The sequence below is a fragment of the Pseudomonas sp. GW456-E7 genome (genome assembly GCF_059424105.1).
Map to the genome: position 1 here is coordinate 1 of NZ_JBWKZB010000004.1, position 19,977 is coordinate 19,977.

Annotated in this window: 21 protein-coding genes; 9 read left to right on the forward strand and 12 right to left on the reverse strand. The window is 61.5% G+C overall.

The window, feature by feature from the left end; translation table 11 throughout:
- Positions 1-92: 92 nt before the first annotated feature.
- Positions 93-665 (reverse strand): xanthine phosphoribosyltransferase, encoded by a 573-nt coding sequence (locus AC07YV_RS04165; protein ID WP_007975145.1) that lies wholly within the window; start codon positions 663-665, stop codon positions 93-95.
- Positions 666-720: 55 nt separating this feature from the next.
- Positions 721-2,730, reverse strand: coding sequence for a DNA helicase Rep (gene rep / locus AC07YV_RS04170; protein ID WP_102699679.1), 2,010 nt, complete (start codon positions 2,728-2,730; stop codon positions 721-723).
- 264 nt (positions 2,731-2,994) lie between these two features.
- Between rep and AC07YV_RS04175 the strand changes: the two genes are divergently transcribed.
- Entirely contained in the window at positions 2,995-4,668 is a 1,674-nt protein-coding gene (locus AC07YV_RS04175; protein WP_102699678.1) for a putative bifunctional diguanylate cyclase/phosphodiesterase, read from the forward strand.
- Between the two features lie 135 nt (positions 4,669-4,803).
- Here the strand turns inward: AC07YV_RS04175 and AC07YV_RS04180 are convergent, their stop codons facing one another.
- Complete coding sequence (locus AC07YV_RS04180; RefSeq protein WP_095964442.1) at positions 4,804-6,201, reverse strand: NorM family multidrug efflux MATE transporter; 1,398 nt, start codon at positions 6,199-6,201, stop codon at positions 4,804-4,806.
- A gap of 158 nt (positions 6,202-6,359) precedes the next feature.
- Here AC07YV_RS04180 and AC07YV_RS04185 point away from each other — a divergent pair, with 158 nt between their 5' ends.
- Positions 6,360-7,280: a LysR substrate-binding domain-containing protein gene (locus tag AC07YV_RS04185; RefSeq protein ID WP_015097348.1), complete on the forward strand. Its 921-nt coding sequence runs from the start codon at positions 6,360-6,362 to the stop codon at positions 7,278-7,280.
- Between the two features lie 171 nt (positions 7,281-7,451).
- Here AC07YV_RS04185 and AC07YV_RS04190 read toward each other — a convergent pair whose 3' ends face one another.
- The 3 genes from AC07YV_RS04190 to AC07YV_RS04200 form a co-directional block, all read right to left on the reverse strand.
- A complete protein-coding gene (locus tag AC07YV_RS04190) occupies positions 7,452-8,945 on the reverse strand; it encodes a YifB family Mg chelatase-like AAA ATPase (RefSeq protein WP_102699677.1) in 1,494 nt (497 codons plus the stop codon).
- A 285-nt stretch (positions 8,946-9,230) separates the two neighbouring features.
- Positions 9,231-9,752, reverse strand: a complete 522-nt coding sequence (locus tag AC07YV_RS04195; RefSeq protein ID WP_102699676.1) for a BRO-N domain-containing protein — start codon at positions 9,750-9,752, stop codon at positions 9,231-9,233.
- A 384-nt stretch (positions 9,753-10,136) separates the two neighbouring features.
- Positions 10,137-10,397: an accessory factor UbiK family protein gene (locus tag AC07YV_RS04200; RefSeq protein WP_007980822.1), complete on the reverse strand. Its 261-nt coding sequence runs from the start codon at positions 10,395-10,397 to the stop codon at positions 10,137-10,139.
- 419 nt (positions 10,398-10,816) lie between these two features.
- Between AC07YV_RS04200 and glnK the strand changes: the two genes are divergently transcribed.
- The 4 genes from glnK to sutA all read left to right on the forward strand — a co-directional run bounded on the left by glnK (position 10,817) and on the right by sutA (position 13,593).
- Entirely contained in the window at positions 10,817-11,155 is a 339-nt protein-coding gene (gene glnK, locus AC07YV_RS04205; RefSeq protein ID WP_002555808.1) for a P-II family nitrogen regulator, read from the forward strand.
- 35 nt (positions 11,156-11,190) lie between these two features.
- On the forward strand, positions 11,191-12,528 hold the full coding sequence (locus AC07YV_RS04210) for an ammonium transporter (RefSeq protein ID WP_102699675.1): 1,338 nt from the start codon (positions 11,191-11,193) through the stop codon (positions 12,526-12,528).
- 214 nt (positions 12,529-12,742) lie between these two features.
- Positions 12,743-13,168: a secondary thiamine-phosphate synthase enzyme YjbQ gene (locus AC07YV_RS04215; RefSeq protein WP_007980818.1), complete on the forward strand. Its 426-nt coding sequence runs from the start codon at positions 12,743-12,745 to the stop codon at positions 13,166-13,168.
- Between the two features lie 101 nt (positions 13,169-13,269).
- Positions 13,270-13,593, forward strand: a complete 324-nt coding sequence (gene sutA, locus AC07YV_RS04220; protein WP_007989490.1) for a dormancy-specific transcriptional regulator SutA — start codon at positions 13,270-13,272, stop codon at positions 13,591-13,593.
- A gap of 200 nt (positions 13,594-13,793) precedes the next feature.
- On the opposite strand, the gene AC07YV_RS04225 is transcribed toward sutA, so the two are convergent.
- Genes AC07YV_RS04225 through lptM form a run of 6 tightly spaced genes read right to left on the reverse strand, consistent with a single transcriptional unit; the run spans position 13,794 to position 18,410 of the window.
- A complete protein-coding gene (locus AC07YV_RS04225) occupies positions 13,794-14,501 on the reverse strand; it encodes an HAD family hydrolase (RefSeq protein ID WP_102699674.1) in 708 nt (235 codons plus the stop codon).
- Positions 14,498-15,397, reverse strand: coding sequence for a tyrosine recombinase XerC (gene xerC, locus AC07YV_RS04230; RefSeq protein WP_102699673.1), 900 nt, complete (start codon positions 15,395-15,397; stop codon positions 14,498-14,500). The genes AC07YV_RS04225 and xerC overlap by 4 nt, the downstream gene beginning before the upstream one ends.
- 2 nt (positions 15,398-15,399) lie before the next feature.
- Complete coding sequence (locus tag AC07YV_RS04235) at positions 15,400-16,125, reverse strand: DUF484 family protein (RefSeq protein ID WP_007980809.1); 726 nt, start codon at positions 16,123-16,125, stop codon at positions 15,400-15,402.
- 13 nt (positions 16,126-16,138) lie between these two features.
- Complete coding sequence (dapF, locus tag AC07YV_RS04240) at positions 16,139-16,969, reverse strand: diaminopimelate epimerase (protein ID WP_095964313.1); 831 nt, start codon at positions 16,967-16,969, stop codon at positions 16,139-16,141.
- A gap of 4 nt (positions 16,970-16,973) precedes the next feature.
- Positions 16,974-18,221, reverse strand: coding sequence for a diaminopimelate decarboxylase (gene lysA / locus AC07YV_RS04245; RefSeq protein ID WP_102699672.1), 1,248 nt, complete (start codon positions 18,219-18,221; stop codon positions 16,974-16,976).
- 12 nt (positions 18,222-18,233) lie between these two features.
- Positions 18,234-18,410: an LPS translocon maturation chaperone LptM gene (gene lptM, locus AC07YV_RS04250; protein ID WP_007980804.1), complete on the reverse strand. Its 177-nt coding sequence runs from the start codon at positions 18,408-18,410 to the stop codon at positions 18,234-18,236.
- 330 nt (positions 18,411-18,740) lie between these two features.
- Between lptM and cyaY the strand changes: the two genes are divergently transcribed.
- The 3 genes from cyaY (at position 18,741) to rnk (ending at position 19,973) form a co-directional block, all read left to right on the forward strand.
- A complete protein-coding gene (gene cyaY / locus AC07YV_RS04255) occupies positions 18,741-19,073 on the forward strand; it encodes an iron donor protein CyaY (RefSeq protein ID WP_007980802.1) in 333 nt (110 codons plus the stop codon).
- Between the two features lie 4 nt (positions 19,074-19,077).
- Complete coding sequence (locus tag AC07YV_RS04260) at positions 19,078-19,299, forward strand: DUF1289 domain-containing protein (protein ID WP_015097337.1); 222 nt, start codon at positions 19,078-19,080, stop codon at positions 19,297-19,299.
- Between the two features lie 263 nt (positions 19,300-19,562).
- A complete protein-coding gene (gene rnk / locus AC07YV_RS04265) occupies positions 19,563-19,973 on the forward strand; it encodes a nucleoside diphosphate kinase regulator (protein WP_007980800.1) in 411 nt (136 codons plus the stop codon).
- The last annotated feature ends 4 nt before the right edge of the window (positions 19,974-19,977 follow it).

Sequence of the window (19,977 nt, forward strand, 5' to 3'; positions counted from 1 at the left end):
CGAAGGCGGTGTATCAGTCAAAAATCAGTCGACTGACACACCGCCTTCGCGAGCAAGCCCGCTCCCACAGGGGGAATTGCGGTGTGGCGGCTTTACTCGATAAAGGTCACGACACCATCGGCCAGCGACTTCACACGGGCCAACGACTCCACGCGATAACCCTGCGAATCCAGCTCCGCACGGCCGCCCTGGAACGACTTCTCGATCACGATGCCCAGGCCCGCCACGGTCGCGCCGGCCTGCTTGATGATCGAAATCAGCGCCTGGGACGCCTTACCGTTGGCCAAAAAGTCATCGATGATCAGCACGCGGTCACTGCTGGTCAGGTGGCGCGGGGAGATCGCCACGGTGCTTTCGGTCTGCTTGGTGAACGAGTACACGGTCGCCGACAGCAGGTTTTCGGTCAGGGTCAGGGACTGGTGCTTGCGGGCGAAGATCACCGGCACACCGAGGTTCAGGCCGGTCATGATCGCCGGGGCGATGCCCGAGGCTTCGATGGTGACGATCTTGGTGATGCCCGAGTCCTTGAACAGCGTGGCGAATTCGTCGCCGATCAGCTTCATCAGGGCCGGGTCGATCTGGTGGTTCAGAAAGGCGTCGACCTTCAGGACCTGGTCGGAAAGCACAATGCCTTGTTCGCGAATTTTCTGGTGCAGGGCTTCCATGAAGCTGTCCTCTTTTGGCGCCTGTGCGCCGAAGGTCATATAAAAGTGGTCAATTCTAGCGCTTTAACATCGCGCGTATATCTGCCAATGCGTTGTTGCCCCGCACGGCTTTGACTTCGGTCGGTGTGTCGTCGTTGCCTTCCCAGGCCAGATCGTCCGGTGGCAACTCATCGAGGAAGCGGCTCGGCGCGCAATCGATGATCTCGCCGTACTGCTTGCGCTTGGCGGCGAAGGTGAAGGCCAGGGTCTGGCGCGCGCGGGTAATGCCCACGTAGGCCAGGCGACGTTCTTCTTCGATGGTGTCGGCCTCGATACTGGAACGGTGCGGGAGGATTTCCTCCTCCATGCCCATGATGAACACGTAGGGGAATTCCAGGCCCTTGGACGCATGCAGGGTCATCATCTGCACGCCTTCGGCACCGTCTTCCTCTTCCTGCTGACGCTCGAGCATGTCACGCAGGACGAGTTTGCCGATGGCGTCCTCGACGGTCATTTCGCCTTCTTCGTCTTTTTCCAGGGTGTTCTTCAGCGCCTCGATCAGGAACCAGACGTTACCCATGCGGTAATCGGCGGCCTTGTCGCTGGAGCTGTTGGTGCGCAGCCAGTTCTCGTAGTCGATGTCCATGACCATGCTGCGCAGGGCGGAGATCGGGTCTTCACCGGCGCACTGCTCGCGAACCCTGTCCATGAAGCGCTTGAAGCGCGACAGGCGATCGGTGAAGCGGCTGTCCAGATGCTCGCCCAGGCCGATTTCGTCGGTGGCGGCGTACATCGAGATCTTGCGCTCGGTGGCATAGTTGCCGAGCTTCTCCAGCGTGGTCGAGCCGATCTCGCGGCGCGGCACGTTGATTACCCGCAGGAAGGCGTTGTCGTCATCCGGGTTCACGATCAGGCGGAAGTAGGCCATCAGGTCCTTCACTTCCTGACGGCCGAAAAAGCTGTTGCCGCCGGACAGGCGATACGGCACCTGGTGGTGCTGCAATTTCAGCTCGATCAGCTTGGCCTGGTAGTTGCCGCGATAGAGGATCGCGAAATCACTGTACGGACGGTCGGTGCGCAAGTGCAGGCTGAGGATTTCCATGGCCACACGCTCGGCCTCGGCGTCCTCGTTGCGGCAGCGGATCACGCGGATCTCGTCGCCGTGCCCCATTTCACTCCACAGCTGCTTTTCGAATTCGTGGGGGTTGTTCGAGATCAGCACGTTGGCGCAGCGCAGGATGCGGCTGGTGGAGCGGTAGTTCTGCTCCAGCATCACCACTTTCAAGGACGGGTAGTCCTCCTTGAGCAGCATCAGGTTTTCCGGGCGGGCACCGCGCCAGGCGTAGATCGACTGGTCGTCGTCGCCCACCACGGTGAACTGGTTGCGTTTGCCGATGAGCATTTTCACCAGCAAATACTGGCTGGCGTTGGTGTCCTGGTATTCGTCGACCAGCAGGTAGCGCACCTTGTTCTGCCACTTTTCCAGGATGTCGGCGTGCTCTTCGAACAGCTTCACCGGCAGCAGGATCAGGTCGTCGAAGTCCACTGCGTTGAACGCCTTGAGCGTGCGCTGGTAGTGGGTGTAGACGATGGCGGCGGTCTGCTCCTTGGGATTGCGCGCGTTTTCCAGGGCCTGGGCCGGCAGGATCAGGTCGTTTTTCCAGGCGCCGATCATGTTCTTGATCTCGTCGACACCGTCGTCGCCCGAGTATTCCTTCTGCATGATGTCGGTCATCAGGGCTTTGACGTCGGTCTCGTCGAAGATCGAGAAGCCCGGTTTGTAGCCCAGCCGCACGTGTTCCTTGCGGATGATGTTCAGGCCCAGGTTGTGGAAGGTGCAGACCGTCAGCCCGCGACCTTCACCGGCACGCAGCAGGGTGCCGACCCGTTCCTTCATCTCGCGGGCGGCCTTGTTGGTAAAGGTCATGGCGACGATGTACTGGGCGCGGATGCCGCAGCTCTGGATCAGGTGCGCGATTTTGCGCGTGATCACACTGGTCTTGCCGGAGCCTGCACCGGCGAGCACCAAAAGAGGGCCGCCGACGTAGCTCACGGCTTCTTGCTGCCGGGGATTGAGTCGGGACATAGGTAAATTCAGGAGTCAGTCACGAAATGGGCCGGCATTTTAACAGGCTCAGCGAATTGTGCTGCTCTGTCCGACTTGTGACGTACCGCGCTATCTGCAATTGCCGGTTTTGTTACTTTCACGCAGGATGCGCAACGAATTTGCGGCTAATGTTCGTAATTCCAGATACAAAGGGCTCGTTTTGATAACTGATGTCATTGTCATTGGTCATCGGGACGGCATAATGCCCGTCGCCTACATCTTTGCAGAGTCTAGGGAGCTAGCTTGTCTACGCCTGTCGAACCCTTGCGTTTGCTGCTACTGGCCGAAGAGCCAGCGTGGGCAGCGTTGTTGCGCGAGTGTCTGGCTCCGATGGGGAGCTCGGCCGTGCTCATCAGCGCGCCGAGTTGGGAGTCGGTCAGCAGCCTGTTCGATGACAACCGCAGCGCGGTGTTATTGACCATCCCGCAACTTCAACCGGCGCCGGGCCGTTGCAGCCTGCCGACGGTGTTGCTGCTCGACCATGAGCCGCTGACCCCGCCCGACGGTGTAAGCGACTGGCTGGTGCGCGATCATCTCGATCCGGGCATGTTGCGCCGTTGCCTGCGCCATGTGCGCGAACGTGGCGTGCTGGAAAACACCCTGCAACGCCTGGCCGAGCAAGATCCGCTCACCGGCATCGCCAACCGCCAGGGCTTTCAGACCCTGTTGACGGCGCGGCTGGCGGAAAACGACGGTCGCGGCCTGGCTCTCGGTCATCTCGACCTCGACAATTTCCGTTACGCCAACGACGCCCTCGGCCATCAGGCCGGTGACCGCCTGATCCTGCAAGTGGTGGCGCGGCTCAAGAGTCAGCTTGAAGCCGGCGATCAACTCGCGCGCCTGGGCAGTGATGAATTCGCGCTGCTGATCGACACCCGTCGCGCACCCCAGCGTGCCGAGTGGATGGCCGAGCGCATCAGCGAAGCGCTGGCCGAGCCCTATTGGATCGACGGCGAAAGCCTGTTGATCGGCTCCAGCCTGGGCATCGCCCACGCCCGGGCCCAGGCTGGTGCGGACCCGCTGATGTGGCACGCGCACATCGCCATGCAGCAGGCCAAAAGCACCCAAGGCTGCACCTTTCACATTTTCAACGAACGCATCAATCGCAATGCCCGCAGCATCGCCGACCTCGAAACCGAACTGCGCCGGGCACTGCGCCGCGATGAGCTGGAACTGCACTACCAGCCACGGCTGAACCTTGAAGACGGACAGATCGTCGGCCTCGAAGCGTTGGTGCGCTGGCGCCATGCCGAGCGCGGCTTGCTGCCACCGAGCGAATTCGTGCCGCTGGCCGAGCAAAGCGGCCTGATCGTGCCGCTGGGCTACTGGGTGATTTCCCGGGCCTTGCGCGACATGCAGGCGCTGCTTGAGCTGGGTTTGCCGCCGTTGCACATGGCGATCAACCTGTCATTCCGGCAGTTCCAGGACAGCCAGTTGCTCTCGACCCTGAGCCGCTTGATTGCCGAGCGCGGCGTCGAGGCGCAGTGGCTGGAGTTCGAACTGACCGAAACCGCCGTGATGCGCCGCAGCGACCTGGTCAAGCAGACCATGGACGCCCTCGGGCGCCTCGGTGTGCGCTTCTCCCTCGACGATTTCGGCACCGGCTTCTCGTCGTTCGTGCACCTCAACAGCCTGCCGATCACTTTGCTGAAGATCGACAAGAGCTTTGTCGGCGGCATGGAGCAGCGTGAGGAAAACCGCAAACTGGTCCACGCGATGATCAACCTGGCGCACAACCTCAACCTTGAGGTGGTCGCCGAAGGTGTGGAGACACCGGAGCAGCTGGATCTGCTGCGCGGGTTCGAGTGCGATCAGGTGCAGGGGTATTTGATCAGCAGGCCATTGCCGTTGGCCGAGCTGGTGGAGTATCTGATGTTTGGCTCCAGCCAGCAGCCGCCGCTGGAAGTCGTGATCTGATCACGAGTAATTGGTTGCCACCGAACCCTGTAGGAGCGAGCTTGCTCGCGATGGTCGTCAACGATAACGCTGGTTGGCAGGTGCCCCGCGGCGTTCTCGGGTTTATCGCGAGCGGGCTCGCTCCTACAAGGGATCTCAGTCAGGCTGAGCGACTTCGAAGCGCTGCTCTGACGTCGTTTCGCGTTTGATCATCCGCTTCATCTTCCACTCAAACCCCAGCGTCAAGCTCACCGCCGCACACGCCAGCCCCAACGCCAGGCCCCACCAGACACCCGTTGGCCCCCAGTCCAGGTGGAACGCCATCCACCACGCCGCCGGAGCGCCAATCAGCCAATAGCAACCCAAACCCACCAGGAACGTGGTCTTGGCATCCTTGAGCCCGCGAATGCAGCCCATGGCGATGGTTTGCGTGCCGTCGAACAGCTCGAACCATGCCGCCACCGCCAGCAGGCTCACGGCGAGGTTGATGACATCGCGGAACGCCGGGTCGTTGTGGTCGAGAAACAAACCGACCAACTGATTCGGCAACAACCAGAAGACCATGGCGAAACACAGCATCGCCGCCGCCCCGAACGCAATGCCGACCCGCCCGGCCAGCCGCGCATCCAGCAGTTGCCCGGCGCCGTAGTGTTGACCGATGCGCATGGTGATCGCATAGGAAATCCCCGCCGGCACCATGAACGCCACCGAGACGATTTGCAGGGCGATCTGGTGTGCGCCCAGTTGCGTGCTGCCCATGGTGCCCATGCACAGCGCGGCGAAGGCAAACAGCCCGACTTCCACCGCGTAGGTGCCGCCAATCGGCAGGCCCAGGCGCCACAACTCCTTCAGGTACTGGCGGTTCAGCCGCGACAGGCCCTGACGCAGCGGATAAGCCTCATAAGCCGGATGCCGACGAATGTGCCACGCCAACGCCAGGGCCATCAGGTTGGCGACAATCGCCGTGACCAGCCCGATGCCCATCAGCCCCAGCTTCGGCAGGCCGAACATGCCGGTAATCAGCGCATAGTTGAGCAGGAAGTTGGCCACGGTCCCGCCCAGGCTGATGACCATCACCGGTGTCGCACGGCCAATGGCGCTGGTGAACCCGCGCAGGGCCATGAAGCTCAGGTAGCCGGGCAGGGCGAACGGCAGGAAGATCAAAAACTGCCCGGCCATCTGGACATTGCTTTCGGTCTGGCCGAACAGCAGCAGCACCGGTTTGAGGTTCCATAGCAGCAAACCGGCGACCAGCGCCATCAGCCATGCCAGCCACAACCCGGCCTGGGTCAGCCGGGTCGCCCCGAGAATGTCGCCGGCTCCCTGACGGATCGCCACCAGTGTGCCGACGGCAGCAATCACGCCGATGCAGAAAATCGACACGAACGAATAGGTCGCCGCGCCGAGCCCGCCACCGGCCAGCGCCTCGGGACTCAGGCGCGCCATCATCAGGGTGTCGGTGAGGACCATCAGCATGTGCGCCAACTGCGAGGCAATCAGCGGCCCCGCCAGCCGCAGGATGGCCCAGAGTTCTGTACGTGCTGGATGCTGCATGGTCATCACGCTCGATTCTGGAAGTGGACAGGAAAGCGTCGATTCTCGGCGCTCTGCGGCGTTTGCACAAAGGGATAAAAAGGATGGGTAGCATGATTCAAACTCATGCTGGATAGTTTCTGCTAGGGTATCCCAAAACCGCTGTAGGAGCTTTCCTGATGTCGCGTCGTCTTCCTCCCTTGTATGCCCTGCGCGCATTTGAAGCGGCGGCGCGACACACGTCGTTTACCCGGGCCGCGGAAGAGCTGTCGATTACTCAAAGTGCGGTCAGCCGGCACATTCGTACGCTCGAAGAGCATTTTGCCTGCCGCTTGTTTCACCGCAGTGGCCGCAACCTGCAACTGACCGAGTCGGCCCGTTTGCTGTTGCCGGGTATTCGCGAGGGCTTCACCGCCCTGGAGCGCGCCTGCAATACCTTGCGCGCCGAAGACGACATCCTGCGCATGAAAGCCCCGTCGACCCTGACCATGCGCTGGTTGCTGGCGCGCCTCAGTCGCTTCCGCCATCTGCAACCGGGCAACGAAGTGCAGCTGACCAGTGCGTGGATGGACGTCGATTCCGTGGATTTCAACGACGAGCCGTTCGACTGTGCGGTGCTGTTGAGCAACGGACATTTCCCTCCGGACTGGGAGGCGAGTTACCTGTTCCCCGAGGAGTTGATCCCGGTCGGCGCGCCCAACCTGCGGGGCGACCAGCCCTGGGATGTCGAGCGCCTGAGCAACACCGAGTTGCTGCACCCGACACCGGATCGCCGCGACTGGCGCAACTGGCTGGAGCGCATGGGCCTGGCCGAACAGGTGTCGCTCAAGGGCGGGCAGGTGTTCGATACCCTGGAACTGGGCATGATCGCCGCCGCGCGAGGTTATGGCGTGTCCATGGGCGATCTGCTGATGGTCGCGGAGGACGTGGCTCAGGGCCGCTTGAGCCTGCCGTGGCCGACAGCGGTGGCCAGCGGCCTGTGTTACTACCTCGTATGGCCGAAAACCCGTCCCGGCGGCGAACGCATGCGCCGGCTCAGCGACTTTCTGCAAAACGAAGTCCGGTCCATGGAATTGCCGGATGTCGTGCACTTGAGTTGAAAGGATGGAGCCGCCGGAGAGGTTGGCGGCGGTCTTGCCCTCCGAGGTTGAACGCTTTCATTGAGGTGCGGCTGAATTAGTCTTCGCGAGCAAGCCCGCTCCCACAGGATAAACGACGCCGAACCTGTGGGAGCGGGCTTGCCCGCGAAGGGCGCGACTCGGTTTCCATACTTACTGCGTGGCCGGCCGATACTGCAACGCCTCCGCCAAATGCTCACGGCTGATCGCATCAACCTGTTCCAGATCCGCCAGCGTCCGCGCCACCTTGAGCAAACGGTGCGCCGAACGCAGTGACAGGGTCAGTCGTTCACAGGCGGATTCCAGCCAGTGCTCATCGGCTGTGGATAACTCGCAGTGCCGGCGCAGACCCGGCAGATCGAGAAACGCATTGGCACAACCCTGGCGGTTCTGCTGGCGCTCACGAGCCTCGGCGACAAGCACCGCAGCACTGGCGCTGTTCTCGCCTGGCTTCACTTTGGGATTCAACGCCGTGGCTTCCCGGGCGACAGTCAGATGCAGGTCGATGCGATCGAGCAGCGGCCCCGACAGCTTGTTGCGATAACGCTGCACCATGTCCGGCGTGCAGGAGCAGCGCCCGCTTGGCTCGCCAAGATATCCACAGGGACACGGATTCATCGCCGCCACCAACTGAAAACGCGCCGGAAAACGCACGCGATCTTTCGCCCGCGAGATGACGATATGCCCGGATTCCATCGGCTCCCTCAGGACTTCCAAGACTCTGCGTTCAAACTCGGGAAGCTCATCAAGAAACAGGACGCCGTGGTGGGCGAGGGTAATTTCACCCGGCTGCGGTTTCGAGCCGCCACCCACTAAGGCGGGGCCAGAGGCGGAGTGATGGGGCTGGCGAAAGGGGCGCTGTGGCCAGTGACGCAAGGGCACACAACTGGTGACCGATTGAATCGCCGCCACTTCCAGCGCCTCGCTTTCGGTCAGCGGCGGCAGCAGCCCTGGCAAACGACTCGCCAGCAAGGTTTTTCCGGTCCCCGGGGGACCACTGAGCAACAGGTTGTGAGCGCCTGCAGCCGCAATCAGCAGCGCACGCTTGGCCGCCAGCTGCCCTTGCACTTCATTCAGGTCGGGATAAGGTTTGCTGGCGCAGAGCAGTCCATCGGAAGCGTAAGGCTCGATCGGTGTATGCCCGTTGAAATGCGCGACGGCCTCCAGCAAATGGTCAACAGCAATCACTTTCAGTCCCGACGCCAGGCACGCTTCCTCAGCGTTCGCCCGTGGCACCATCAGCCAGCGCCCGGCCTTGCGCGCCGCCAACGCCGCCGGCAACACCCCTCGAACTGCCCGTACCGCACCGGACAGGGCCAACTCCCCCAAACACTCCACGTCATCCAGTGTCAGCGTCGGCACCTGCACGCTGGCCGAGAGAATCCCCAGGGCGATCGCCAGATCGAAGCGCCCGCCATCCTTGGGCAAATCCGCCGGCGCCAGATTCAGCGTGATCCGCCGCGCCGGAAATTGCAGCCCCGAATTGATGATCGCACTGCGCACCCGGTCCTTGCTTTCCTTCACCGCCGCCTCGGGCAGGCCGACCATGGTCAGGGATGGCAGGCCGTTGGCCAGATGAACTTCTACGGTGACGGCGGGTGCCTCCACGCCGATCTGGGCGCGGCTGTGGACGATGGAGAGGGACATGGGCGTTCCTTGAGCTAAATGGGGGCCGCTTCCTGCGGGTTTTTGAAGGGTAGTCGTGGGAGGGCGTTGCGGTGTGGTGGCTGGGGCGGCAAACATTCACCGGATGTTGCGAGACCGACAGTCACCACCCTGTGGCGAGGGAGCTTGCTCCCGTTGGACGGCGTAGCCGTCCCTCTTTTGGGGCCGCTTCGCGACCCAACGGGAGCAAGCTCCCTCGCCACAGGTCATTCACCGCTCGGTCTGTTTCTGCACAGGGTGGGTGCCACATGAGTGACTTCTTTGGGCTCAGCGCGGTTGCAGTACCCGCGAAGCTCGCCTCCACCACGGCTCGCTCACCGCATGCTGTGGTCGTTCGTGGTCAGGCAGCATCTGCGGCACGTCCTGCAACCGAATCCACGGCTGGTTATTCCAGTGCAGCAGGCTCAACGACATTTCCGGCCAATTGAGCAGGCTCAGTTGTGGGCGTTCGGTTGTGGTGGGGTGTTGGGCGTCCCGCAGGGCGGGGACGACTTCGTGGGTGAGCCATTCACGCAAGGCTCGGTATTCGGGGCAGTAGTGGTAGACGAGCATGGCGTAGACACCGGATTCGCTGATCAGCAGGGTGTTTTCGATGTGACCGTGGATGAGGGTTTGGGTGGTTTGGTATTGGTCGGGGTCGAGTTTTCGGAGTTGGCGGTCGTTGAGATGGATGCGTAGTAATCGGCCGAGGTCGCGGGCGCTGAACCAGGGTTGGTTTTGCAGGAGGAGGGCGTGGAGGTGGAGTTTGTGGCGGGTGAAGATGTGAGGTGTTAGATAGTTTTCGTCCATGTTGTAGTACCCAAAATCGCATGAAGGACACTGCCGCTTATCGTCGCCAAACAATAAGGGTGGCAGCTGTGCGCGGGTTGGCGAACCGGTGCATGCGAAAAACCGGCAGACCCGAAGGTCTCCCACGCCCAGCCGCCATAATTCGAAAGGGAAAATGCCCGATATCGAACGTGGTCACTGTGCGTCACATGCTATTCAGGTCGCCAAACCCAGTGCTGAACATTCAGCGGGGATGAGCTTAGAGACCGGATACCTGGCGACGCAATCGGACGGCGGTGTGATGTTTGTAGGACGTTGCCGGGATTTTTGCGGGGCTTGGGATCAAAAGATCGCAGCCTTCGGCAGCTCCTACAGGGGGCTGTGTTTCAAAGCGGGATTGATGGGTTACTCGGTTGGCGGGTTGAGCTTCGCTTCCATCTCCGCGACCTTCGTTTCAAGAGCCTCCAGCCGCGCCCGCGTGCGTGCCAGTACAACCATCTGGCTATCGAACTCTTCCCGGCTCACCAGATCCAGCTTGCTGAAGCCGCTCTGCAGCAACATTTTGAACTGGCTTTCGATTTCGGCTTTCGGCAGGGGGGTGTCACCGCTGAAGAGGCGGGAGGCGGTGCCGGTCAGGGCGTCGAGGAAGTCTTTTGGCGCGAGCATGGGCAATGTCCTGGAAACAATGACGGGCAGTGTATCACGCAGTGTCTATAGTCATTTGCGCGGGCAAAGGGTGCACGGTTTTCGCGCATCGGGACGGGCGGCGTCGCACCGTTGTTGTGCGTAACGTGCCGGGTGTTGTCGCGAAGTATCCGCCATCCGCCGGTAAAGACTTGAAAACAGTCAGTTTTGTGGAGATGGCAAGCTTTCTGCTTAGATGCTGGTGACCCATGCACTGATGCAGTCGCTGTGACGAATGCAGTGCGCCAGGCGAATCACGGGGAGTGCTTCGCAAGGAGCGGTTAGCTGGCGTCGGACGGGCAGGTAAGGCCGACGATGCGTTACAAAGCCAGGCACTGCGCTTAGACTTGAGACGGGTTTGTTTTCCTGGGGCAAGTCCACCAATTCGGGAGAGAGTTTTCATGAAGCTAGTCACTGCCATCATCAAGCCGTTCAAGCTGGACGACGTACGCGAGTCGCTGTCCGAGATCGGCGTGCAGGGCATTACCGTCACTGAAGTCAAAGGCTTTGGCCGGCAGAAGGGGCACACCGAGCTGTATCGCGGCGCGGAATACGTGGTCGATTTCCTGCCCAAGGTGAAGATCGACGTCGCCATCGACGACAAGGATCTGGACCGGGTAATCGAGGCCATCACCAAGGCTGCCAACACCGGCAAGATCGGTGACGGCAAGATCTTCGTGGTCAATCTGGAACAGGCGATTCGCATCCGTACCGGCGAAACCGATACCGACGCTATCTAAGCCGCCACAAACCCAACGCCCCAGGAGAAAACAATATGACTCTGCGTAAATTCGCAGGGCTAGGAGCCCTGTTGTCCATCGTAATGCCCAGCCTTGCTTTGGCGGCAGACGAAGTGGCGGCCCCGGTCCTCAACTCTGGCGACACTGCCTGGATGTTGACCTCTACAGCCTTGGTGCTGTTCATGACCATTCCCGGCCTCGCGCTGTTCTACGGCGGCATGGTCCGGTCGAAAAACATTCTTTCCGTGATGATGCAGTGCTTCGCCATTACCGGTCTGATCAGCGTCCTGTGGGTCATCTATGGCTACAGCATCGCGTTCGACACCACCGGCATGGAGCAGGGCGTCGTCAACTTCAACTCGTTCTTCGGCGGCATGGGCAAGGCATTCCTGGCCGGTGTCACGCCAGCTAGCCTGACCGGTCCTGCGGCGCTGTTCCCTGAAGCGGTGTTCATCACCTTCCAGATGACCTTCGCCATCATCACGCCGGCGCTGATCGTCGGTGCCTTCGCCGAGCGGATGAAGTTCTCCGCGATGCTGGTCTTCATGGGCATCTGGTTCACCCTGGTTTACGCGCCGATTGCGCACATGGTCTGGTCCGGTAACGGCGGCCTGATGTGGGACTGGGGCGTTCTGGACTTCGCCGGCGGCACCGTGGTGCACATCAACGCCGGTGTGGCCGGTCTGATTGCCTGCCTGGTGCTGGGCAAGCGCAAGGGCTTCCCGACCACGCCGATGGCACCGCACAACCTCGGTTATACCCTGATGGGCGCGGCCATGCTGTGGGTCGGCTGGTTCGGTTTCAACGCCGGTTCCGCCGCTGCGGCCAACGGCACCGCCGGTATGGCGATGCTGGTGACGCAAATCGCGACTGCCGCTGCTGCGCTGGGCTGGATGTTTGCCGAGTGGGTCACCCATGGCAAACCTAGCGCACTGGGCATCGCTTCGGGCGTGGTTGCCGGTCTGGTGGCAATTACCCCGGCTGCCGGCACCGTTGGCCCGATGGGCGCGCTGGTCATCGGTCTGGCGGCTGGCGTGGTGTGCTTCTTCTGCGCCACCACCCTGAAACGCAAGCTCGGCTATGACGACTCCCTGGACGCCTTCGGCGTACACGGTATCGGCGGTATTCTCGGCGCAATCCTGACCGGTGTGTTCGCCGCGCCGTCCCTGGGTGGCTTCGGCACCGTGACCGACATCGCCGCACAAGTGTGGATTCAGTGCAAAGGCGTAGGTTTCACGGTGATCTACACCGCGATCGCCACGTACATCATCCTCAAGGTGCTGGATGCGGTCATGGGTCTGCGCATCAATGAAGAAGAAGAGGCGGTCGGCATCGATCTGGCGCTTCACAACGAACGCGGCTACAACTTGTAAGCACGCGCATAAAAAACTTGCCCGGCTTGCCGGGCATTTTTTTGTCTGAAATTTGTCATTGCAGGGTGAGCTGGAAGGTTTTTTCCTACAGGTTTTAAGATGTTTACGTCGGGTGTTTTTGTGCGGTCGATGGCTTACATGATTGAAGGAATATTAGGGCCTTTGTTTTTTCCCAGAGCGCGCTAGAATGCGCCCCGAACGTGCGGAGAACTGTATGTGGCAACAGACTCTGATTACCTTGCGGGCGAGGCCCCGAGGCTTTCACCTGGTAACGGACGAGTTACTCGCCGGCCTGCCTGAACTCAAGGCGTGTCGGGTCGGTCTGTTGCACTTGTGGCTGCAGCATACCTCGGCGTCGTTGACCATCAACGAGAACGCCGATCCGGCGGTACGTCGCGACTTCGAACGGTTTTTCAATCGTCTGATCCCACAAGGAACAGACGGCTATGAGCATAACGACGAAGGCCAGGACGACCTCCCGGCGCACTTCAAGGCCAGCGTGCTTGGCTGTCAGCTCTGTTTGCCGATTTCGGCAGGCCGGCTGGCGTTGGGAACCTGGCAAGGCGTTTACCTGGGCGAGCACCGCGATCATGGCGGTGCCCGTAAAGTCCTCGCCACCGTGCACGGTGAAGAGGCATAACCGCTGGTCAGCAGCGGCTGTTGATTTTTTTCCGGCAGCCTTCGACAGAGGGCAAAGCTGGGCTATAACTAATCTGCTTTTCGCAAGTCATGAGGTAGAACATGAGCGACGATGATCTGGAAAACGACGACCTCGAAGTAGGCGACGACGACGAAACCGAAGAAGGTCTGGAAGCAGCGGCGGAAGACGTCGCTGAAGACGACGGCGGTGATGCGCCGGTTCCGGCCGCCAAAGGCAAGGCCAAGGCAGCGGTATCGGTCGATGAGCTGCCGAGTGTCGAAGCCAAGAACAAGGAACGCGATGCCCTGGCCAAGGCCATGGAAGAGTTCCTTGCGCGTGGTGGCAAGGTGCAGGAAGTGGAGGCCAATGTGGTCGCCGATCCTCCCAAGAAGCCGGATAACAAGTACGGCAGCCGGCCTATCTGAGCCTGCTACCCGCTTGCTGAAAAAGCCCGCCGTCGCTGCGGGCTTTTTCATGCCCGGAACAAAAAATATGAAACCTGTGGTGATCCCTGTGGGAGCGAGCTTGCTCCGGGCGGCGATCCGACGATGGCGGAGTGTCAGGCAACATTATTTTGAATGTTAAGCCCTCATCGCGAGCAAGCTCGCTCCCACAGGTTTCTTCGTCAGGCCGAAGCCTTGTTCCACCGCGCCAACAACGCCGGCAATTCGGTCAGGCTGCAAATCTCGGCATCCGGCAATCGTTCCGCTTCCCAGACCTTGCCCGCCGGGTTGAACCAGATCGCCCGCATCCCCGCTTGTTGCGCACCGGCTATGTCATCGCCCGGATGATCGCCAATATGCACCGCCGTATCAGCCGTCGCGCCGCCGCGTTGCAAGGCTTCATGGAACAGCCGTGCATCAGGTTTGGCGATGCCGATGTCTTCGGCGCACAACGCAAACTTGAAGTAGTCCGCCAGCCCCAGCCGACGCACATCGGCGTTGCCATTGGTGACCACGCCGAGGGCGTAATGGTTGGCCAGCAACTCCAGGGTCGGTTGCACCTCCGGAAATATTTCCAGCTGATGCCGGGCATGCAGAAACACTTCGAAACTCTGATCGGCCAGGTCCGACGCTTCAGCATGGGGATATCCGGCTTCTTCCAGGGCCTGGAACAACACGCGCCGGCGCAAGGCGCTGATGCGGTGCTTGAGGTTCGGCTCGATGCTCAGGATGCGTTCGCGTATGGCCCACAAATGTTCCACCGGCACCGCCCCCAGGTTGGGCGCATGTTCGGTCAGCCATGCACGCAATATGGCTTCGGCGCTGACGATGACGGGTGCGGTGTCCCACAAGGTGTCGTCGAGGTCGAAGGTGATCAACTGAATGCTCATGAATCGTCGCCCTTAATGCGTTTGGCCCGTGGGTGGGCGCTGTCGTAGACCGTGGCCAGGTGCTGGAAGTCCAGATGGGTGTAGATCTGCGTGGTCTTGATGTCCGAGTGTCCGAGCAGTTCCTGCACCGCGCGCAGGTCCTGGGAGGATTCCAGCAAATGGCTGGCGAAGGAGTGCCGCAGCATGTGCGGATGCAGGTTCTGTCCCAGTTCGCGCTCGCCGGCAGCCTTGACCCGCACCTGGATCGTTCGGGGGCCGAGACGTCGACCCTGTTGGCTGACGAACACCGCATCGTCCACCGGGTTGGCCATGGCCCGCAGTGGCAGCCACTGCTCCAGCGCTTCGCGGGCTTTTTTCCCCACCGGCAGCAGGCGGGTCTTGCTGCCTTTGCCGAGCACCTGGACCATGCCGTCGGCGAGGTCGAGTTGATCGAGATTGAGTCCTGTCAGCTCCGACAGCCGCAGCCCGGAAGAGTAGAACAACTCCAGAATCGCCTGGTCCCGACGTGCCAGAAAGTCATCCTCCACACCACCTTCCAGCAGTTGCAGGGCGCGGTCTGTGTCGAGGGTTTTCGGCAGGCGGCGTTCACCTTTCGGCGGCGCCAGGCCATTGGCCGGATCGTGGTCGCACAGGCCTTCGCGATTGAGGTAGTGATAGAGCCCGCGAACGGCCGACAGCAATCGCGCCAGGCTGCGGGATGATTGCCCTTGGGCGTGCAGGCGGGCAATCAGGCTGCGCAGGCGCTGGATGTCCAGCGCCGCCCAACTGCCGATGTTCTGTTTGACGCACCAGCCCAGCACTTTATCGAGGTCGCGGCGGTAGGCCGACAGCGTGTGCGGCGACACCTGCCGCTCACTGCGCAGGTGTTCGCAGTAAGCGTCCAGTTGTCGTTCCATGTTCAGCGTACCGAGCGCAGGGAATTGTTGACCCGTGGCAACACGCGACCCATGACTTCAGCGATATAGCTCAGGAACAAGGTGCCCACCGAGCTTTTGTAGTGCTGCGGATCACGGCTGGCGATGGCCAGGATGCCGTGGATGCCCTGGTGGCTGATGGCGACGACCGCGGTGGAGCCGATCTGCTTGCGCTGTTCTTCGCCGAACAGGAAGTCCAGCTCATGCTCGCGCAGGCTGCCGCTGACGCTTTTGTCTTCCGAGAGCAAACCGCCGATGGCCACTTGCGCTTCCGCGTGAGTGGCCCAGCGGCCCACCGGCATGGCGTTGTCGCCGAGCAGGATGAGGCTGACGAAGGGCACCTGGAATTCCTGGCGCAGGCTGTCTTCGACGCACATCACCACGTCTTCCAGGCTGGCGGCGTCCATCAGCGCGAGGATCAGGCGACGGGTCTTTTCGAACAGCCGGTCGTTGTCCCGGGCCACGTCCATCAAATGCGACAGGCGATGACGCAGTTCAATGTTGCGGTCGCGCAGAATGGTCATCTGACGCTCCACCAGCGACACGGTATCGCCGCGTCGATGGGGAATACGCAGGGACGGGAGCAGCTCTTCGTGCTCGACGAAGAAGTCCGGATGAGCCTCCAGGTACGCGGCAACAGCCGCCGCCTCCAGGCTTTCGGACGGTGATTCGTCAGCTTGTCGTGCGGGTACCTGAGGCTTGTCTGTCATGGATTTCGCTCACTCAAAGACGCACTTGTCCTTCGTATACGCGCACTGCCGGGCCGGTCATCATCACCGGCTGGCCAGGGCCTGCCCATTCGATGGACAAGCGCCCGCCAGGCAAGTCGATCAATAGCGGTGAATCCATCCACCCCTGGCTGATCGCGGCCACTGCGGCGGCACAGGCGCCGGTTCCGCAAGCCTGGGTTTCCCCGGCTCCACGTTCCCAGACGCGCAACTGCGCGCGGCTCCGGTCGATGACCTGGAGAAAACCGACATTAACCCGTGCCGGAAAGCGCGGGTGATGTTCGATTTTCGGTCCCAGTTCATGCACCGGCGCGTTGTTGATATCGCTGACCCGCAGCACGGCATGGGGGTTGCCCATGGACACGGCGGCCAGATCGACCGGGGTGCCGTCGACGTCGACCTGATAACTCTTGGCCTGCTCCGGTGCCTGGAACGGAATATCCGCCGGCACCAGGCGCGGGGCGCCCATGTTCACGCTGATCTGGCCGTCGTTACGCACGTCGAGCTCGATAATGCCGCTTTTGGTCTCGACCCGAATCAGCCGTTTTGCGGTCAGGCGCTTGTCGAGTACGAAGCGGGCGAAGCAGCGCGCACCGTTGCCGCACTGTTCCACTTCGGAGCCGTCGGCGTTGAAGATCCGGTAGCGGAAATCCACGTCCGGATTGCTCGGTGCCTCGACGATCAGCAACTGGTCGAAACCGATGCCGGTGTGCCGGTCGCCCCATTGCTTGGCATGCTTGGGCAGGATGTGCGCGTGCTGGCTGACCAGGTCGAGGACCATGAAGTCATTGCCCAGGCCGTGCATCTTGGTAAAACGCAGCAGCATGGTTTTACTCCGGCAGCAGGCTTTCGCCAGCAAACAACTCGGCTACCGTTTCACGGCGACGCACTTCAAATGCCTGATCACCGTCCACCAACACTTCAGCGCTACGGCCGCGGGTGTTGTAGTTGGAACTCATGACAAACCCGTAGGCACCGGCCGAATGCACGGCCAGCAGGTCGCCTTCTTCAAGGGCCAGCTGACGATCCTTGGCCAGGAAGTCGCCGGTCTCGCAGATCGGGCCGACGATGTCGTAGGCGCGGGCCGCCGATTGACGCGGGCGCACGGCCGTGACGTCCATCCAGGCCTGGTACAGCGCCGGGCGGATCAGGTCGTTCATGGCGGCGTCGACGATGGCGAAGTCTTTGTGCTCGGTGTGCTTGAGGTATTCGACCTGGGTCAGCAATACACCGGCGTTGGCGACGATGAAGCGGCCCGGCTCGAACACCAGCGCCAGGTCGCGACCATCGAGGCGTTCACGCACGGCCTTGATGTAGTCGGCAGCCAGTGGTGGCTCTTCGTCCTTGTAGCGCACGCCCAGGCCACCACCGAGATCGATGTGGCGCAGGTAGATGCCGCAATCGCCGAGGCGGTCGACCAGGCCCAGCAGGCGGTCGAGGGCGTCGATGAACGGCGGCAGGGTGGTCAGTTGCGAACCGATGTGGCAATCGACGCCGACCACTTCCAGGTTCGGCAACTGCGCGGCGCGTACGTACACGTCTTCGGCATCGGCGATGGCGATGCCGAACTTGTTCTCTTTCAGACCGGTGGAAATGTACGGGTGGGTGCCGGCATCGACGTCCGGGTTGACGCGCAACGAAATCGGCGCGCGAACGCCCAGTTCGGCAGCGACCACTTGCAGGCGTTCGAGCTCGTCGGTGGATTCGACGTTGAAGCAGTGCACGCCGACTTCCAGGGCGCGACGCATGTCGTCACGGGTCTTGCCGACGCCGGAGAACACGATCTTGTCGGCGCTGCCGCCAGCGGCCAGTACACGCTCCAGTTCACCACGGGAGACGATGTCGAAACCGGCGCCCAGACGCGCCAGGACATTCAGGACGCCCAGGTTGGAGTTGGCCTTGACTGCGAAGCACACCAGGTGCGGCGTGCCAGCCAGCGCATCGGCATAAGCCAGGTACTGGGCTTCGATGTGTGCACGGGAGTAAACGTAGGTCGGTGTACCAAAGCGCTCGGCGATGGCAGACAGGGCAACACCTTCCGCGAACAGTTCACCGTCACGGTAGTTAAAAGCGTCCATGAGGTTCCCTTATTATTGGTAGACGTCGTGCTTGTGTGCTTTGGAGGCAGGCTGCTGCTGCGACGACTTGGCTTGCTCGACAGGGTCCTGGTCTTCATCGGGCAGGTACAGCGGGCCTTTTTGACCGCAGGCCGACACAAGGCAGGCAACCGCGAGGAGCGCAGCAAGGGAAGAGATCAGGCGCTTCATGGCGAAATCCTTGAAAATGCATTAATTGCGCCGGAGTATACCGGCCACCCGGCAGCTTGCCTATGCAACGGACCGCCCGTCCGGCGGGGGTTGGGCCGATGTCCGTAACATAAGTGCAATCCATTGTGGGAGCGGGCTTGCTCGCGAAAGCGCTGCATCAGCCAATGCGGATGTCGACTGACACACCGCATTCGCGAGCAAGCCCGCTCCCACAGGTACAGCACTTGACCTATTGATATCGGCCCGCGGTCGTTATTCTTTGCATTCAGCAGGGCTCGGTCGTATCTTGCGGCGCTTGAGCCTGATCAGACATTTTTTGAGGTTGCCGTAATGAGTTTGTCCGAAGCGCGTTTCCACGACCTGGTCGATGCCACCCAGCAAACCCTGGAGGACATCTTTGACGACAGCGACCTGGATATCGACCTCGAAAGCTCGGCCGGTGTGCTGACCGTCAAGTTCGAGAACGGCAGCCAGTTGATCTTCAGTCGCCAGGAGCCGCTGCGTCAGCTGTGGCTGGCGGCGGTGTCCGGTGGTTTCCACTTCGACTACGACGAAGAAAGCGAGCGCTGGATGTGCGACAAGAGTGAAGAGCAGTTGGGTGAAATGCTTGAGCGTATCGTCCAGCAGCAGGCCGGTGTCGAGCTCGATTTCGAAGGCCTGTGAGATCGTGACCCAGCCTGCGTCTGTCCGCCCACCGAAGCCGCTCTACAGCAATGTCAGCCCGGCGGTGCCGTCGCCGTGCAGCGGTGTGTGTCGGCTGGACGAGCAGAAAGTCTGCCTGGGCTGCTTCCGCCATGTCGAAGACATCCGCGAATGGCGCTCGGCGGACGATGATCGCCGCCGTGTCATTTGCGCCCAGGCCTCTGAGCGCAAAGCCACCGCCCTGTAGGAGCTGTCGAGCGAAGCGAGGCTGCGATCTTTTGATCTTCAGCGTCTTCTGCACCTCCAGAGCCGCCAAAAATCCAGATCAAAAGATCGCAGCCTTCGGCAGCTCCTACAGGGGGCGGTGCTGGCATCCGGCCCCGGCTTGTATATTTTTTGAGCTGTGATAGTGTCCAGATACGCCTCAACCCATCGAGGCTTGTGAAAACCCCGCCTTTTTCTGGCGGGGTTTTGCTTTTTTCGTGCAGAAGAAAGGAGTCTGCCCAGATCATGACCGCACCTTCCATCACCCTTACCCGTCTGGACGTCCAGCGTCTGGAGCGTCTGATCGACAGCCTGGACGACACGCTGCCGGGCGTTATTGCGTTGCAAACCGAACTGGATCGCGCCGATACCGTGGTCGGCCACGATGAAGTGCCGGCGGATGTCGTGACCATGAATTCCCGTGTGCATTGCCGGGAAGAAGGCAGTGGCAAGGACTACCACCTGACCCTGGTGTACCCCAAGGATGCGAATGCCGACGAAGGCAAGGTCTCGATCCTGGCGCCAGTGGGCAGCGCGCTGCTCGGCCTGAAGGTTGGCCAGCACATCGACTGGCCGGCTCCGGGCGGCAAGACCCTGAAGCTGACGCTGCTGGAAGTCGAATCGCAGCCGGCCAATGGCGGCGCGTTCCCGGAGTGACATC

Coding starts and splice junctions, on each gene's coding strand:
- AC07YV_RS04215 (WP_007980818.1), top strand. CDS start 12,743: ATGTGGCAACAGACTCTGATTACCTTGCGGGCGAGGCCCCGAGGCTTT.
- AC07YV_RS04195 (WP_102699676.1), bottom strand. CDS start 9,752: ATGGACGAAAACTATCTAACACCTCACATCTTCACCCGCCACAAACTC.
- rep (WP_102699679.1), bottom strand. CDS start 2,730: ATGTCCCGACTCAATCCCCGGCAGCAAGAAGCCGTGAGCTACGTCGGC.
- sutA (WP_007989490.1), top strand. CDS start 13,270: ATGAGCGACGATGATCTGGAAAACGACGACCTCGAAGTAGGCGACGAC.
- dapF (WP_095964313.1), bottom strand. CDS start 16,969: ATGCTGCTGCGTTTTACCAAGATGCACGGCCTGGGCAATGACTTCATG.
- xerC (WP_102699673.1), bottom strand. CDS start 15,397: ATGGAACGACAACTGGACGCTTACTGCGAACACCTGCGCAGTGAGCGG.
- AC07YV_RS04200 (WP_007980822.1), bottom strand. CDS start 10,397: ATGCTCGCGCCAAAAGACTTCCTCGACGCCCTGACCGGCACCGCCTCC.
- lptM (WP_007980804.1), bottom strand. CDS start 18,410: ATGAAGCGCCTGATCTCTTCCCTTGCTGCGCTCCTCGCGGTTGCCTGC.
- AC07YV_RS04210 (WP_102699675.1), top strand. CDS start 11,191: ATGACTCTGCGTAAATTCGCAGGGCTAGGAGCCCTGTTGTCCATCGTA.
- lysA (WP_102699672.1), bottom strand. CDS start 18,221: ATGGACGCTTTTAACTACCGTGACGGTGAACTGTTCGCGGAAGGTGTT.
- AC07YV_RS04185 (WP_015097348.1), top strand. CDS start 6,360: ATGTCGCGTCGTCTTCCTCCCTTGTATGCCCTGCGCGCATTTGAAGCG.
- rnk (WP_007980800.1), top strand. CDS start 19,563: ATGACCGCACCTTCCATCACCCTTACCCGTCTGGACGTCCAGCGTCTG.
- AC07YV_RS04225 (WP_102699674.1), bottom strand. CDS start 14,501: ATGAGCATTCAGTTGATCACCTTCGACCTCGACGACACCTTGTGGGAC.
- AC07YV_RS04180 (WP_095964442.1), bottom strand. CDS start 6,201: ATGCAGCATCCAGCACGTACAGAACTCTGGGCCATCCTGCGGCTGGCG.
- cyaY (WP_007980802.1), top strand. CDS start 18,741: ATGAGTTTGTCCGAAGCGCGTTTCCACGACCTGGTCGATGCCACCCAG.
- glnK (WP_002555808.1), top strand. CDS start 10,817: ATGAAGCTAGTCACTGCCATCATCAAGCCGTTCAAGCTGGACGACGTA.
- AC07YV_RS04165 (WP_007975145.1), bottom strand. CDS start 665: ATGGAAGCCCTGCACCAGAAAATTCGCGAACAAGGCATTGTGCTTTCC.
- AC07YV_RS04235 (WP_007980809.1), bottom strand. CDS start 16,125: ATGACAGACAAGCCTCAGGTACCCGCACGACAAGCTGACGAATCACCG.
- AC07YV_RS04190 (WP_102699677.1), bottom strand. CDS start 8,945: ATGTCCCTCTCCATCGTCCACAGCCGCGCCCAGATCGGCGTGGAGGCA.